Origin of the sequence: Halocatena pleomorpha, from assembly GCF_003862495.1 — an archaeon.
GTDB lineage: Archaea > Halobacteriota > Halobacteria > Halobacteriales > Haloarculaceae > Halocatena > Halocatena pleomorpha.
In genome coordinates this window covers 1-13,216 of record NZ_RRCH01000001.1, presented here as the reverse complement: position 1 = coordinate 13,216, position 13,216 = coordinate 1, and the positions used below count along the sequence as shown (strand labels likewise).

At 54.9% G+C, this 13,216-nt stretch carries 12 protein-coding genes; 8 read left to right on the top strand and 4 right to left on the bottom strand.

Features of this window, described 5'->3' with window-relative positions; all coding sequences use genetic code 11:
• Nucleotides 1-137 precede the first annotated feature (137 nt).
• Nucleotides 138-1,088: an ArsA family ATPase gene (locus tag EIK79_RS00055; protein ID WP_233737790.1), complete on the bottom strand. Its 951-nt coding sequence runs from the start codon at nucleotides 1,086-1,088 to the stop codon at nucleotides 138-140.
• Nucleotides 1,089-1,323: 235 nt separating this feature from the next.
• Here EIK79_RS00055 and EIK79_RS00050 point away from each other — a divergent pair, with 235 nt between their 5' ends.
• The 5 genes from EIK79_RS00050 (at nucleotide 1,324) to trxA (ending at nucleotide 6,671) form a co-directional block, all read left to right on the top strand.
• The gene (locus EIK79_RS00050) at nucleotides 1,324-2,841 is read left to right on the top strand and encodes a phytoene desaturase family protein (protein ID WP_233737788.1); all 1,518 of its coding nucleotides are present in this window, start codon (nucleotides 1,324-1,326) and stop codon (nucleotides 2,839-2,841) included.
• A complete protein-coding gene (locus tag EIK79_RS00045; protein ID WP_124953128.1) occupies nucleotides 2,841-3,743 on the top strand; it encodes a prenyltransferase in 903 nt (300 codons plus the stop codon). The genes EIK79_RS00050 and EIK79_RS00045 overlap by 1 nt, the downstream gene beginning before the upstream one ends.
• Nucleotides 3,736-4,566, top strand: a complete 831-nt coding sequence (gene cruF / locus EIK79_RS00040) for a bisanhydrobacterioruberin hydratase (RefSeq protein WP_124953127.1) — start codon at nucleotides 3,736-3,738, stop codon at nucleotides 4,564-4,566. Before EIK79_RS00045 ends, cruF begins: the two co-directional genes overlap by 8 nt.
• Before the next feature lie 334 nt (nucleotides 4,567-4,900).
• The gene (locus EIK79_RS00035; RefSeq protein WP_124953126.1) at nucleotides 4,901-5,953 is read left to right on the top strand and encodes a phytoene/squalene synthase family protein; all 1,053 of its coding nucleotides are present in this window, start codon (nucleotides 4,901-4,903) and stop codon (nucleotides 5,951-5,953) included.
• 316 nt (nucleotides 5,954-6,269) lie between these two features.
• Complete coding sequence (gene trxA, locus EIK79_RS00030) at nucleotides 6,270-6,671, top strand: thioredoxin (RefSeq protein WP_124953125.1); 402 nt, start codon at nucleotides 6,270-6,272, stop codon at nucleotides 6,669-6,671.
• A gap of 85 nt (nucleotides 6,672-6,756) precedes the next feature.
• Here the strand turns inward: trxA and EIK79_RS00025 are convergent, their stop codons facing one another.
• Nucleotides 6,757-7,215, bottom strand: a complete 459-nt coding sequence (locus EIK79_RS00025) for a DUF302 domain-containing protein (protein ID WP_124953124.1) — start codon at nucleotides 7,213-7,215, stop codon at nucleotides 6,757-6,759.
• A 402-nt stretch (nucleotides 7,216-7,617) separates the two neighbouring features.
• Between EIK79_RS00025 and EIK79_RS00020 the strand changes: the two genes are divergently transcribed.
• A complete protein-coding gene (locus EIK79_RS00020; protein ID WP_124953123.1) occupies nucleotides 7,618-8,022 on the top strand; it encodes a helix-turn-helix domain-containing protein in 405 nt (134 codons plus the stop codon).
• Between the two features lie 210 nt (nucleotides 8,023-8,232).
• The gene (locus EIK79_RS17795) at nucleotides 8,233-8,382 is read left to right on the top strand and encodes a hypothetical protein (protein ID WP_185715448.1); all 150 of its coding nucleotides are present in this window, start codon (nucleotides 8,233-8,235) and stop codon (nucleotides 8,380-8,382) included.
• A 33-nt stretch (nucleotides 8,383-8,415) separates the two neighbouring features.
• On the opposite strand, the gene EIK79_RS00015 is transcribed toward EIK79_RS17795, so the two are convergent.
• Nucleotides 8,416-9,012, bottom strand: coding sequence for a DJ-1/PfpI family protein (locus EIK79_RS00015; protein ID WP_124953122.1), 597 nt, complete (start codon nucleotides 9,010-9,012; stop codon nucleotides 8,416-8,418).
• A gap of 150 nt (nucleotides 9,013-9,162) precedes the next feature.
• Here EIK79_RS00015 and EIK79_RS00010 point away from each other — a divergent pair, with 150 nt between their 5' ends.
• Nucleotides 9,163-11,646 (top strand): heavy metal translocating P-type ATPase, encoded by a 2,484-nt coding sequence (locus EIK79_RS00010; RefSeq protein WP_124953121.1) that lies wholly within the window; start codon nucleotides 9,163-9,165, stop codon nucleotides 11,644-11,646.
• A 16-nt stretch (nucleotides 11,647-11,662) separates the two neighbouring features.
• Here the strand turns inward: EIK79_RS00010 and EIK79_RS00005 are convergent, their stop codons facing one another.
• Nucleotides 11,663-12,355, bottom strand: coding sequence for a DNA-directed RNA polymerase subunit epsilon (locus EIK79_RS00005; RefSeq protein WP_124953120.1), 693 nt, complete (start codon nucleotides 12,353-12,355; stop codon nucleotides 11,663-11,665).
• Nucleotides 12,356-13,216: the final 861 nt, after the last annotated feature.

The window sequence follows — 13,216 nt, the reverse complement described above, 5'->3', positions numbered from 1 at the left end:
GGAACAACGCGATAAAACTAACCGGTACACATTACAACGGTACTGATGTAACACTAAGAGACAATAACTAATAGACCCACTTTCAGTAGATCAGCTGTGCACGTCACACGACTCTCGTTCAAATAGATGTAGGAACGTCACGCCTGAGGACGAATCTGATCAGCGATCGGTTCAAGCGTCCTAAGACCGTGTACTTCTCCATCGATCCGCGGAAGTTGTTGGATTGCCAAGTCAGGAAATCGTTCTCGTACTGCTCTGATCGTTTGCTGTTGGGTTTGACGGCGCGTGCGGCATCGATCACAGCTCTCGTTGCTGTTCTCAAGAACTTTATTTACGACGAGCGTCTTGACTGGAATATCGAACGTACGGAGTCGGTCCACGAGGCGTTCTGTCTCCCGGACGGCCATCGTTTCGGGGACGAGTACAACCCGGAATTCGGTCCGTTCATCGTCGTGAAGGATGTCATCAACTCGTTCCATCCGATCTTGTAATGAAGTAATATCCGGAGATTCCTCATCGCCAGTACGGTTTCCTATCGCGTAGTAGGCTGGTCCGAGCATTAGCTGGCGGGCTGAATCCGCTTTGCGCCGTACTTGCTCTCGGACAGAGAGCACAGTGTCGAGTGTCGTGTCCATCACAGCAGGAAGGTCAAGCAGACGAAGTGTGTGCCCGGTTGGAGCGGTGTCGAGGACGATCGTTTCCCACGCATCAGTCTCAACGTAGTTGATAAGCAGATCGAGCGCCGCAACTTCGTCACTGCCGGGCGCGACGCCCGCAGAAAACAGTGCTTCGATCTCCGCCTCATCAAGCCGGATCCCGACATCCCTGAACTCGTCGACCAGCGCGGAGACCATCCCCTGATACACATCTCGTCGCTGTTCTGGATCGATTTCGACTGCTTGGAGATGTTCGCGGATCGAAGTCGGTTCAACAGACACGTCCATCTCGAACGAATCCGACAGCGAGTGAGCGGGATCTGTCGAAATAACGAGCGTTTCGATACCACGCTTGGCGAGTGCGAGTCCGGTGGCGGCTGCACAAGTCGTCTTACCGACACCACCCTTACCGCCATAGAAAATGTAGTTCATTACAGCCTGTCGTTCGGTTTGTAGCAACATAAGCGCGTGGCGAAATCACCATTCGTGAGTGATACGAATCGACTGTTACTGTCAATCAGTGACTCATTGTTGTCACTCCAGTAATCTGTTATAGCCGTCTATCTTCTCCACCATCACAGAACATACAACAATCATCTGTCACAATAACTAGTAAGTTGTTCATACCTAACATATATTTTTAGCCGTTCCCGGACTCATCTCCGGTATGGCACTCGAACAGATGAGGACAACGGACACTTGTCTCACTGACACATCCGTTGTCGTTGTTGGAGGCGGATTCGGTGGACTCTCGGCTGCCTGTTATCTCGCGCAGGCCGGAGCAGATGTCGAACTCGTCGAGAAGAACGCGCAGTTGGGCGGACGCGCATCCAGGTTAGAGACAAACGGCTTTCGTTTCGACATGGGTCCCTCGTGGTATCTCATGCCTGATGTGTTCGAGCGGTTTTTCGGCCATTTCGACCGCGATGTCGGGGAGTACTACGCTCTCAACCGACTCGATCCGCATTACAGGATCTTCTTCAAAGACGGAGACCGGGTCGACATCACGCCGGATCGAGAGCAGGTGATTGAAACGTTCGAATCCTACGAACCGGGAGCGGGTGATGCCCTCCGGGAGTACCTCGCGGCGAGCGAGGAACAGTACTCGATCGCAATGGAGAATTTCGTGTACGAGGACCGTCCACGTCTACGCGACTGGATCGACCGTGACGTGATGAACGCGGCCTCGATCGGGTTTCAGCTACTCGGCACGATGGATGAGTACGTTGCTGAGTACTTCGATCATCCGAAACTCCAGCAGATTATGCAATACACCCTCGTTTTCCTCGGTGGAGCGCCGAAAAACACACCCGCACTGTACAACATGATGTCTCACGTCGATTTCAATATGGGCGTCTGGTATCCGGAGGATGGTATCGGTGGTGTTGTTGATTCTATCGCTGATCTCGCTGTAGAACTCGGGGTTACGACGACGTTGGGAACGGAAATCAACGAAATAACCCGCAGACAGGAGCATTTTCACCTCGAAGCCGTTGGTGGGGATGTCTTCACGCCCGATATCGTCGTCAGCGGCGCTGACTACGCCCACACGGAGCAGGACTTACTCCCCTCCCGCGCCCGCCAGTACGACGCGGAGTACTGGGACGAGCGAACGTACGCACCGTCGGCGTTTCTCATGTACCTGGGCGTCGAGGGAGACATCGATCCGCTTGCCCATCACACCCTTATCGTGCCACCTGATTGGGATCAACACTTCGAGCAGATATTCGACCGGCCGACGTGGCCTGACGATCCAGCCTACTATCTGTGTGCACCCTCGAAGACCGACGAAGAGGTTGCTCCGGACGGGCACAGCGCCCTATTCGTACTCGTTCCTGTCGCAGCGGGGCTGGAGGATACGACCGATATTCGGGAACAGTACCGTGATTTCGTGCTTGGGGATATCGCTGAACACACTGGTGTCGATCTGCACGGCCGCATCGTCTGCGAAGAGCTGTTCTGTATCGAGGACTTCATTTCAGTGTACAACAGTTGGAACGGAACAGCGCTTGGGTTGGCACACACACTCCGTCAAACAGCGCTCTTCCGACCACCACATCGTTCGGATGCGGTCGATGGGCTGTACTTCGCAGGGGGGTACACCACCCCAGGAATCGGAATGCCAATGTGCCTCATCAGCGGCGAACACGCGGCCGATGCGGTTATCAAGGATCGGAGTGAGTAATGCGAGGTCCGAGATCCCGCTCCACGGTCGATATCGGAGGATATCTCCCCTCGGAATCGACACGTTGTGGATACCTCCTTCGGCTGTCGCGGCCCCGGTTTTGGCTGTATCTCGCCGGACCAGTTCTCGTCGGCTGCGTGTACGCCGCAAAGACCGCGAATGATCTGTTCCAACCGATCCCGCTCGCCCTGCTCGGGTATTTCTTGGTGCCTGCCAACGTGTTCCTCTACGGGATCAATGACATCTTCGACGCCGATATCGACGCACACAACGCGAAAAAAACGGAGCGTGAAGTTCGGTATGAAGGTAGCTCGTTCGTCGTCACCGTCGTACTCACGTGCGGACTTCTCGGTTGTGCATTCATACCCATTCTTCCCCCGGAAGCGAGCGTGTCGTTGATCGGCGTCCTCGTGTTAGCCGTCGAATACAGTGCTCCCCCGTTTCGATTCAAAACGACGCCGGTGTTTGATTCGCTGTCCAATGGGCTGTATATCATTCCGGGGATTACCGCATACGCAGCCATAACGGGGGACTATCCACCGACTGGGGCGGTTGCTGGTGGCTGGCTCTGGGCAATGGGGATGCACACCTTCTCAGCGATTCCGGATATCGAACCGGATCGTCAAGCTGGCATCGAAACGACTGCGACTGTTCTCGGTGAACGAGGGACATACACCTACTGTACAGTTTGTTGGCTGGCAGCGTCGCTCGTGTTTGCCGTTGTTCATCCGTTTTTCGCCGTCATACTCCTCGTATATCCGCTCCTCGCTATCAGTATCCGTCGTTCGTCAGTGAGTGTGACCAAAGCATACTGGTGGTTTCCGGTGATCAACACGTTCACCGGACTGGTGTTCACACTCGGTGGAGTGTGGCTACTCGTGTTCGGAGGAATTCATGGCTGAGGCGTCTGTGACGCTCAATCGACAGCGCGTTGAACGAGCGTTCGATTCGATGGTTCGTGAGAACCGCGCTCTCTTCGGTGTCGTCGTTCCCACCGTTGGAGCCGTTATGCTTCTTGCAAGCTTCGAATCAGTACTACCAGTACTGCTGCCGTTCGATTCATCACTCATCCTAATCGGTGTCGTGGCGATGCGATTGCCACTTATCGCTGGTCTCTTGCCACTCATCGATCGGAAGGCAGCGACGGCACTCATCCTACTCACTGTGTATGCATACGGTATCGAGTATGTCGGGATAACCACGGGTGTACCGTACGGCCAGTTCTCATACGATGTCGGTCTCGAACCACTCCTGTTCGGTGAGGTTCCACTTGGACTCCCGATCTTTTTCATACCCATCGTAGCGAATTGCTGTCTGCTGTTGCTGCTATTGCTCGATGGACGCTTCGGTCGGACGCTCATCTTGAGTTCGATCATTGCTGTCATCGGAATGGACCTCGTCCTCGATCCGGCCGCCGTTGCACTCGGTTTCTGGTCGTACAGCGGCGGTCTCTACCACGGCGTTCCGGTCTCAAACTATCTCGGGTGGACCGTGTCAGCAACCATCGCCGTTGTGATATTCAACTGGGGCTTCGAACAGTCGGCTGTCCTCAACCGGTTACACCAGTGTGAGTTTATGCTTGACAGTCTCACGGCATTCATCATTTTTTGGGGAGCAGTCAACGCCTACTTTGGGTATCTGCTCCCTGTCGGAATTACAGGACTGTTCGCACTCGGCCTGGTCACAGCCGATCGTGTCATTCTCCCGTTCGATCCATCGCTGTAATCATACACAGTGAGAACACCCATTCACGGATTGGTCCGAACAACAGCGACGTTCATGCAGTAACACGGTCACGAGACAACGTCTGTCCAATGATGTAACCACTTCTTAGAATAATTTAAATATAGATAAAAATATTATGATATATTGCTATTTTCTAATGAATTTTATCATGCTGTCGTTCTTATTTACTGCATGGCGATCGGACGAGTACAACGCACGACGGGGGAGAAGCAATGAGACGCGGGATGTTGCGTGATCAGGCGCTGACCGCACTGATATCTGAACTGTGGATGGGCGTTAACAAGCATAGATGTGCGGTGTTACAAGAAGAGTCATGATAGATACCACGCAGGTAAGACAGAGCAAGACGATTCAACAGCAAACAGGCACTACGTTTTATCTCGCAACCCGTTTACTCCCGCGGCGTATTCGCCGCGTGACGTACGTGTTGTACGCATTTTTTCGGATCGCTGACGAAATCGTCGACGATCCGGGAGACGCATCCCCTGCCCGTCAGCGAGCACAGTTAGAACACCTTCGTGCAGCGGCACTCGGCAAACGAGAAAGTGACAGTCCAGTGGTGACAGCGTTTGCTGACTTGCGGAAAGAACACGGTATTGCTGCCGCCGATGTGAACACGTTCATTGACGCGATGGCGACGGATATTACGAAATGTCGATACGATACGCACGCAGAGCTTGAAGCGTACATGGATGGATCAGCTGCCGCTGTTGGTCGGATGATGACCACTGTGATGCTCCCGGACGATCCGTCACAAGCACTTCCACACGCAACAGCACTCGGAGAAGCGTTCCAACTCACGAACTTTCTACGAGACGTGCGAGAAGACGTACTCGAATACGGGCGGATATATCTGCCTCGTTCGACACTCGAATCCCACGGTGTGACCACCGAACAGATCGAACGGCTGGAATTCACAGACGGATTCGCGGCGGCAATGCAAAGCGAACTGCAACGGACCGAAGCGCTGTATCGACGCGGTGTTGGTGGGATCGTACTTCTCCCTGAGGAAACCCAATTCGCGGTGTTGCTTGCTGCTGTCCTGTATGCCGATCATCACCGCCTCATTCGAGAGCACAGTTACGACGTGTTATCGGATCAACCAGCATTAAGTATCACCCGCCGGATTGAACTGCTCGTACGGACATGGTGGCAGTGGCGACGAACAAACGACCCGCGCGCGACGTTCGAAACCGTGAGCGCACTGATAACGAGCGATACCAACGGTGATACTAAGTGCGAAACGAGTTCCGCCGCTAATAGCGATGCACGTGAGCAGTGGACTGCTCCAGTGAAACGTTTCGTCAACGCAGTTCGATCGCGGATTTCGCTACTCTGTCTCGAAATGATCCGAAGGATGACTTAATACGTGCAGGTATTTATTAAGAAACAAATACACACAGTCCGCCGTTACAATAACTTCTGATAATCATCACGGTCACATCGATCAGGAGCTGGCGATCAGCATCAGTTGGGTAACCCACAGTAGTTCGGCATACAAACCATGATCCTCGCACTCGTTTTCATGACGGCGATTCTCAGAAATGTTATAAGAGCGCTTGGTGCTGTTATCGACTTCGACATGCCACACGGGGCTCGGATTCAGTCGATAGCGTCATCGAGCAGTAGTATTGTACTACCCATACAAAACTCATAAAAGTGTCCGGTGCATAGATAAGACGATGAGCGACAATCGGTCTATCGAGGAAATCCGCGAACGGAAGCTCGAAGAGTTGCAGACCGGACAAAAGCAGGATAGTCCATCTGAACTCATTCATATCGATGGACAGTCTGACTTGCAGGACACCGTTGAAACACACAGCGTCGTCCTCGTCGACTTTTACGCCGATTGGTGTGGGCCTTGTCAGATGATTGAGCCGATAGTCGAGGAAATCGCCGCCGAAACCGATGCAGTCGTCGCAAAGGTCGACATCGACGCCAATCAGCGCCTCGCGTCCGAATACGGCGTTAGGGGAGTTCCCACGTTACTCCTGTTTGCCGACGGCGAGTCGGTAGAGCGCGTTGTCGGCATGCAGAACAAAGGATCGCTGCTCGATCTCATCGACCAGTACACCCAGTCCTAAGCACTGGCAGAACGATACGAGTTCGAACTACGTCGCGGAACACCGGTAATACAGGCAGTTTCTCAGTTCAGTTGGTGCTGTGACGCTAGTTGGTATCAGCCGCAGTATCGAGATTCGCCATGGCTGTTTCAGCGAGTTCGCCCGTATCTGCAATGATCTCGTCCCATTCCTCCGTATCCGGAGCCATTCCGAGGAGACGAGCGATCCGCATAATACTGACGTGATAGACCTGCTGTACTCCCGGTTCACGCTCCCAGACGACGACATTACAGGGGAACAATCCGCCGATTTGCAGAGTCTCGTCGAGCGCTCGGTCTGCCACCTCCGGGTTGCACGCCCCGAGCACGTAGTACGGATCGCGGTCAGCGTCGACTTTTTCGTTGAGTAGGTCCGAGGGAGAGAATTCGACCGGGACACCAAAGCCCTCTGCGGTAAACGTCTCACGAACGTGCTTGACCGCCTCCTCGTGGTCCATCCGGAGCGTCGCGCTCTTTTCACCAATGGTTTCTGGATCGATCGCTGTCGGATCAATGGGTAGCTTCATAGATGAAGAGTGGTTCCACAACTACTCAAAGATAATGGTTCCACTTACATAATAACATATAGATGGTTGAGAAATGCACAGGGATCATCACCGCTAACAGATCCAGTGTATGAGGAATACTGAAACACGGTAGAGTAATCGAATAAACGGCTCTGATCACACGAAACGCGGTTGTGGGCTGTGAATGGCTGTTGGAGAACCAACGCTATTCACCACTGACCGACAAGCGATCCGTACAATCATAATTGTGCGGAAAAACCCCAATCTGTGGCACCGTTCGTCGATCTCGACGCGATAGACAGCAAGGAACGGGGAGAAGACAACTGAGCGAAGCCTGTTGTGTACAATATTGCACCAGGTCCACAAACCTTTTATTTGTGAACCGATTTTTCTCTACTAAGAATGCCCGATTCGATGAATGAAATGATCCGACAAGACATGGACTGTGAAGGACTGCTCGAATGCTTTCACGGATTCAAAGAACTTGACAAGGAGATCTTTCGCAACCTTATGGCAAGTGCTGAACCGCTGACTGTGGACGAAATCGCTGAACGAGTCGACCGAGAGCGTTCGACAGCTTACCGAGCGGTCCAACGACTGTTGCAAGTCGGCTTTATTCAGAAAGAACAGATCAATTACGATCAGGGCGGCTATTACCACGTGTACCAACCGACGAACCCCGACGAAATCGCTGATGACATGCAGCGGACGCTCAACGAATGGTACGCACAAATTGGTCAGCTCATCCAAGAGTTTCGGGATAAGTACGATCAACAGCCTGAACAGCCAGTGACAACTCAGTCCTAAGGGTTCGTCTGTTAAGATTGGACACCTATTATTCACAGTTCTGTCTTCTGGATAGATCAACAGTGACGGGACAGTCAGCCGACGAGCGTATAGGAAGCACCGCTACAACAAAACGAACCGCCCTCACAGGCTGTACGAACGTTCACAAACGGATTCATCGAGTGCGTTAGCACAGTTTCGGGAGGAGACCGAACAGCGCGAGACGAGAAAATGGATACGGAACGTTTGACAGTGGAAACGTGGAACGACACGCTGTATCTGCACACGAAAATTACCGACTGCTTTGCTGACGGCGGGATCGGGGTCTCGGTCGGGGTCCAGTGGTCCCACAATCGGACGCGCGTGGCCCCGCGTCATTAACACACTCACTCGGATTGATCCGGTACTCCGACCTTAGTCGGTTGGAGCCGTAACTGGATCGCCGTGCTCTATTTCGGTCCCCAACACCTCGATGAATTCCCGTAGCCACTCCGGATGATCGTTGTACAGTCGGCCGGTCACGAGGGTGCCATCGACAGTGACCTCGTCAACCCACTCCCCGCCAGCGGCTTCGATGTCGGGAGCAATCCCCGGATAGGACGTACACGTCCGTCCATCCAGCACGTCCGCAGCGACGAGAATCAGGGGGGCGTGACAGAGCACTGCCGCTGGCTTATCGGCTTCGAAGAAGTGACGAACCGTCTCAAGCACCGCGTCGTGAAGGCGGAGATACTCGGGTGCACGACCGCCCGGAAGAACAAGACCATCGTACTCCGCTGGGTCAATCTCCGCAAACGTCGCGTTCAAGGGCAGTTCGTGGCCCTCTAGCTCACTGTATGTCTGGGCACCGCGTTCGTCGTGAACGGCTGTTTTGACGCGATCACCGGCCTCTTTGTCCGGACAGACCACGTCGACATCGTGGCCGACCACTTGTAATGCTTGAAACGGAACCATCGCCTCGTAATCCTCCACATAATCCCCAACGATCATTACCAATGATTTGCCAGTCATGAATCGATCACCGTATGCGGGTTCGAAAGTGGCAGGCAAAACCGTTCGGCGTGCCAATGCAACGTGGGAGGATACGCAATTAGGTCCGGATGTGGTTGTCGACTGGTAGCAAGGAAAAATGTACGTGGAATCAGCGAGAGAGTACCATCCATGACGACTGTGGAGGCGGACGGGACCTGTGATCTGTGTGGGATGCCCCTCGATGGCTCACCACTCGAAGCGAACGGCAACACGTTCTGTTGTGTTGGCTGTCGTGAGGTTTCCGAAGTCCTGAGTGACCGACCAGATATCGAGGAGCGTGACATCCGATCGGCGGACACGAACAAGGAGGACAGTTCACGCGATGAGCCGCCACCAAACCACGAGCGCGCGTTTCTCCGGATCACGGGGATGCATTGTACGACCTGTGAGACGTTTCTCGAAACCGTTGCCGAAGCGACCGACGGGATTGCCAGCGCAGAGGCAAGCTACGTCAGTGAAACAGTTCGAGTCGACTACGATCCCGAGCGGTTGGCTGGGCAGGATCTCCCGGAGATTCTCAGCACCGCCGGATACACGGCTTACCGGCCGGAGGATACGATCGCGGAGCGAAAGTCTGACGATGAGATCCTCTGGCGGTTGATCCCTGGCGTCTTGCTCGGTATGTGGGTGATGCTTCCGTACATCGTGTACATCTATCCGATGCATTTTAGCCTCTATCCGGATCGGGTGCTCGAATTCACCAGTCAGCTGCTCGCCGACGCGGCGTATTTCTATTACGTGCTCTTTCTGTTCACGAGCATCGTTCTGTTTTACACGGGAATGCCGATTCTCAGGGGTGCGTACGTGAGCCTCAAGGTTCGACACCCGAATATGGACCTCCTCGTCGCGCTCGCGGCGTGCAGCGCGTATCTGTACAGCACGATAGCAGTGATTCTCGGACGTATCGACATCTATTACGACGTAACCACCGCGATCATCGTGGTCGTTACAGCCGGAACCTACTATGAGTCGTCGATCAAGCGAAAGGCGGTTGATCTGCTCTCGGAGCTCAGCACTGCGCGGGTTGATACGGCTCGCCGGTATCAGAACGACGGAACCACGACAGAGACCGAGATCGCTGATCTCACACCGGGCGATCGGATTCTAGTCCGAGCAGGGGAACGAATCCCGGTCGACGGCGTGGTGTGTGACAGTGAGGGTACAGTCGACGAAGCGATTATCACGGGCGAATCCTTGCCGGTCACCAAACGAACGAGCGACACCGTCGTTGGGGGCTCGGTGCTCACAAATGGCGCTCTGGTGATTACTGTCGGAGAGGATGCGAGCAGCAGTCTCGACCGAATCACGGCTCTCATCTGGAACCTCAAGAGCTCGAACCGCGGAATCCAACAGCTCGCTGACAAGATGGCTGTGGTGTTCGTTCCAGTGATCGTGAGCGTAGCGCTCGCTGCCGGTGGCGCGTACGTCGCGTCCGGTGCCACTCTGTCGAATGCAGTGCTCCTCACACTCACCGTCCTCATCGTCTCGTGCCCGTGCGCTCTCGGGCTTGCAACGCCGCTCGCCGTGGCCTCAAGCATCCGCGAAGCCATGGAGCACGGTCTCGTCGTGTTTGACGACACCGTCTTCGAACGCCTACGGGGGATCGACACCGTCGTTTTCGATAAGACGGGGACCCTCACGACGGGTGACCTGACGGTGCACAGCGCCGATGCTCCGGCGGAACTCCTTCAGGCAGTAGTGGCAGTGGAACGCCGATCGTCTCATCCTGCCGCTGCCGCTATCGCTGCTGCGTTCGGTGCCACAGATGAGACCGATCCGAACGAAGCTGAAAAACAGAGAGCTGCTGGGGAGACAGCCAACGGCGTAGCCGACACACAACGGAGCCATAGTGAGAAGTGCGTGTCCGATTTCCAGACGCACACGACCGGCGTTGAGGGGACGGTCGGGGAAACGAACGTGCTCGCCGGGCATCCAAAGCTGTTCGTCGAGCAGGACTGGGAGATCGCAGAAACCCTCACAGAGCAGGCAGCAACAGCCCGTGCTGTGGGTCGATTGCCCGTCATTGTCGGTCGGGATGGGACTGCTGAGGGACTCATCATTCTCGAAGACGAACCGCGTGAAGAATGGGAAGAGACGGTGACAGCGCTGCAGCAGCGCGACGTCGAGATCGTCATCCTCACTGGTGATGAGACAGAAGCGACCGACGCGTTCCGCGATCATCCACACGTCGACACCGTGATTGCCGGTGTTCCACCCGCGGCGAAAGCCGAGACGGTGCAGCGACTCCAGACCGATGGACAGGTCGCAATGGTCGGAGACGGAACGAACGACGGACCCGCCCTCGCCAAAGCGGATCTCGGCATCGCCCTCGGGAGTGGCACTGCGCTCGCCGTTGACGCGGCTGAGATCGCCATTGTCAACGACGATCTCTCGTCCATCGAAACCGTGTTTGATCTCGCAGTCAAGGCGAAACGCCGCGTCAAACAGAACATCGGGTGGGCGTTTCTCTACAACGCGATCGCCATCCCGATCGCGCTCTCGGGGGCGCTAAATCCGTTGTTTGCCGCCACAGCGATGGCGACGAGCAGCCTTCTCGTAGTCACCAACTCGTCCCGACAACTCCTCGACGAATCGGATTCTACAGCCGATTGAGTGACGTACACTACTGCTAGAGAATCGGCAACGCCGGGTCATGGGAGGGCGATCGCCCGTACACTGCTTCTGTCAATCCCTGCTCCTCAAGTTGCTCGGTCAGTACGCGCCGGAGACGATTGAGACTAGTGATATCGAGATCGACAGACTCACAGAGAGCCGTGAACTGTTCGTCGTCGGTGATTGATTGGAACTGGTCGTACAGATCGGCGAGCCGCTCGGGTGACTGGTCGTGAAGCCACTCCTCATCGTGGAGTCCGAGATAGTGTTCCCGATTCCGATCAACGATATGACGGATCACGACCAGCGCCACGGTGGGAATCGCGCGCTGGCTGCCAAAGGCTGTGAGATCCAGATCCACCATGATACCGATCGCGCGATCGCGTTGCCACGGGGTCAGTTCGAGTTTCGTACACAGTGCGTGTGTGATACGGAGTTTGTCGAGGCGGTGAGCCCGCTCGCTGTATCCCGTCATCGCTGGGTGGCGCTCTTCGTGAAGACGGCGCACGTTCTCAGAGAGATCGCGGGCAGGATCGTCCGCCCGCCCGATCCGGGTCGCACTCGGTGAAACCAATCCCCACCGCCGTACCGTCTCATCGCGTTGGCGAGCAGCGCGTGAGACAGCGCCATCACCGGGCTGACGACTCAGAGGAGTCGCTGCAACGGTGTCCGAGTCGGCCCTCGAAAACTGACGCCCGTTATCGGACATACCGATCGGTACTCACTGCACAGCGGTAAATCATGTGGGTCCGATCGATCGGAAGACCAGAGGCCAGAAACAAGAAACTCCGCCTATACCTTTACCTTATCGCCAGAACCACTTAAACGACGACCTCATCCGAACGGCTGAAACTTCGAAAACCATCGGCCACATCGTGGCGTACCGTCGGGACGATCACCACTACGGCCCACTGCGAACGCAGATCACGTACACGGCGATAGTCCCCCTCCACATATCAACACCCACCAATACGAGCACGACCGGTATGCAGCGAAACCGGCAGACACGCAGTCGTCGTTCGCTGTCTTCCGTGGCGACTGGATCGTGTCGGTTTTACGTCCCTCGATGACGAGGCCATCCCCGCTGACAAACAGTCGTTGGAGAGCATCCCTCTACTTGATACATGATCAGCCGTACAGACGAGACATGACCTTATTCCCGTGTATTCATCACCGATTATAAACTATTTTCTCGATCAGGAAAACAGCAATCAATAAATGGATGGGTCAGCCGTTAACAGCCTTCCTCGTCTTCGCGTGATTCAGTTATCGTATCGTCACCCGATCTTGATTCGTCAGTCGGCTGTGAGACGGTTGTTTCCCGGTTCTGGTCCGTTTCTGTCGATGGTTCCGATGTAGGTTGTGTTTCTGTTTCTGATCGTGTTTCTGTTGTTGTTTGATTTCTAATCGATGTCGTCTGACTATCAGTCGGTGTCTGCGTTGTAGTGACTGTCGTGGGTTGTGTTTCCGTCGGTGTCTGTGTTGTGGTGACTGTCGGTGTCTGTGTTGGGACAACTGTCGTGGGTTGTGTTTCCGTCGGTGTCTGTGTTGGGACAACTGTCGTGGGTTG

Excerpts from the sequence above, each read along its gene's own strand:
- EIK79_RS00055 (WP_233737790.1), bottom strand. The coding sequence starts at position 1,088 with ATGAACTACATTTTCTATGGCGGTAAGGGTGGTGTCGGTAAGACGACT.
- EIK79_RS00050 (WP_233737788.1), top strand. The coding sequence starts at position 1,324 with ATGGCACTCGAACAGATGAGGACAACGGACACTTGTCTCACTGACACA.
- EIK79_RS00045 (WP_124953128.1), top strand. The coding sequence starts at position 2,841 with ATGCGAGGTCCGAGATCCCGCTCCACGGTCGATATCGGAGGATATCTC.
- cruF (WP_124953127.1), top strand. The coding sequence starts at position 3,736 with ATGGCTGAGGCGTCTGTGACGCTCAATCGACAGCGCGTTGAACGAGCG.
- EIK79_RS00035 (WP_124953126.1), top strand. The coding sequence starts at position 4,901 with ATGATAGATACCACGCAGGTAAGACAGAGCAAGACGATTCAACAGCAA.
- trxA (WP_124953125.1), top strand. The coding sequence starts at position 6,270 with ATGAGCGACAATCGGTCTATCGAGGAAATCCGCGAACGGAAGCTCGAA.
- EIK79_RS00025 (WP_124953124.1), bottom strand. The coding sequence starts at position 7,215 with ATGAAGCTACCCATTGATCCGACAGCGATCGATCCAGAAACCATTGGT.
- EIK79_RS00020 (WP_124953123.1), top strand. The coding sequence starts at position 7,618 with ATGCCCGATTCGATGAATGAAATGATCCGACAAGACATGGACTGTGAA.
- EIK79_RS17795 (WP_185715448.1), top strand. The coding sequence starts at position 8,233 with ATGGATACGGAACGTTTGACAGTGGAAACGTGGAACGACACGCTGTAT.
- EIK79_RS00015 (WP_124953122.1), bottom strand. The coding sequence starts at position 9,012 with ATGACTGGCAAATCATTGGTAATGATCGTTGGGGATTATGTGGAGGAT.
- EIK79_RS00010 (WP_124953121.1), top strand. The coding sequence starts at position 9,163 with ATGACGACTGTGGAGGCGGACGGGACCTGTGATCTGTGTGGGATGCCC.
- EIK79_RS00005 (WP_124953120.1), bottom strand. The coding sequence starts at position 12,355 with ATGTCCGATAACGGGCGTCAGTTTTCGAGGGCCGACTCGGACACCGTT.